The sequence below is a fragment of the Yersinia sp. 2542 StPb PI genome (assembly GCF_048593855.1).
Classification (GTDB): domain Bacteria; phylum Pseudomonadota; class Gammaproteobacteria; order Enterobacterales; family Enterobacteriaceae; genus Yersinia; species Yersinia enterocolitica_E.
Window position 1 is genome coordinate 1 of record NZ_JAZGQA010000383.1, and the last position, 1,468, is coordinate 1,468.

Consider the following 1,468-nt stretch of genomic DNA (forward strand, 5'->3'; position numbering starts at 1 on the left):
CTCATAGCACGCTGGTTATTAGCTCAACCCAAAATACTTATTCTGGATGAACCCACTCGAGGTATTGACGTTGGGGCAAAATCAGAAATTTATCGTTTAATTAGTGAACTGGCGAATCGTGGTGTAGCCATTATTTTAGTTTCCTCTGAGCTACCTGAAATTCTTGGTATGAGTGATAGAGTTATGGTCATGCACAGCGGACACATCACTGGAATATTAGATAAACAAGATGCTAGTCAAGAAAAGATAATGGCACTGGCCTCAGAATAATTACTGGAAGGTAACGATAATGAGTAATGTTAAATTTGCTAAATCATTAACGGTTGAGTCAACAAAAACACATTCATTCATGTCTGGATTTAAAGGAAAATTACCTAAAGATACCGGTATTTTTATTGTCATGATCGGTATTGCATTGATTTTTGAGTTCCTTGGCTGGTTTATTCGCGACCAATCATTTTTATTGAATCCTAATCGGCTATTATTGATCGTTCTGCAAGTGGCTATTATCGGTATCATTGCCGTCGGGGTGACACAAGTTATTATCACTACCGGCATTGATCTCTCATCCGGCTCTTTAATTGCATTAACGGCTGTTGTCGCGGCGAGTCTGGCACAGACATCAGAAAGTATTTCACCTATGTATCCGCACTTATTGGATTTACCCGCGGCTATCCCTATTATTGCAGGAATAGGGGTCGGGATACTGTGTGGATTTATTAATGGTTTCTTGATAACCCGTACAGGTATTCCTCCCTTTATCGCTACATTAGGAATGATGGTTTCTGCCAGAGGGCTTGCCCAATATTACACTAAAGGCAATCCGGTAAGTTTTCTCTCCGATGATTTTACCGCGATTGGGCAAGGTGCTATGCCCGTTATCATTTTTTTGGTTATTGCGGTGATATTCCATATTGCACTGAAACACACCCGTTATGGTAAATACGTCTATGCCATCGGCGGGAATATGATTTCAGCAAAAGTATCAGGCATTAACGTTAATAAATATCTGGTAACGGTTTATACCATTGCCGGGGGATTAGCTGGCTTGGCGGGCGTGGTTTTGGCCGCCCGGGTGAGTAGCGGGCAATCAAGCATGGGCCAATCTTATGAATTGGATGCGATTGCGGCTGCCGTTATTGGTGGTAGCAGCTTGATGGGTGGGGTCGGCCGTATCACCGGTACAGTAATTGGCGCCGTAATTTTAGGATTGATTAAGAGTGGTTTTACTTTTATTGGTGTGGACTCCTACATTCAGGACATAATCAAAGGCATCATTATTGTCAGTGCCGTCGCCATAGATATGCATCGTAACCGCAAGAAGCGCTAACCTCAGTCGGCGCGATTAAACCAGTAGCACTAACAGCTTATCATTCTGCTGTTGAGTGCTACTGGGGTTTGAGGCCAAATCACGCAGAAAACACACTAACATCGTAGTTATTTTTTATTTCAGATAATTTTTTATAGG

At 42.2% G+C, this 1,468-nt stretch carries 1 protein-coding gene and 1 pseudogene; both read left to right on the forward strand.

Annotated features, from left to right (window positions below; genetic code table 11):
• A pseudogene (locus tag V1952_RS21795) lies at positions 1–270 on the forward strand (D-xylose ABC transporter ATP-binding protein); the annotation flags it as partial.
• Between the two features lie 19 nt (positions 271–289).
• A complete protein-coding gene (locus V1952_RS21800; RefSeq protein ID WP_372558868.1) occupies positions 290–1,330 on the forward strand; it encodes an ABC transporter permease in 1,041 nt (346 codons plus the stop codon).
• Positions 1,331–1,468 lie beyond the last annotated feature (138 nt).

Coding starts and splice junctions, on each gene's coding strand:
- V1952_RS21800 (WP_372558868.1), top strand. CDS start 290: ATGAGTAATGTTAAATTTGCTAAATCATTAACGGTTGAGTCAACAAAA.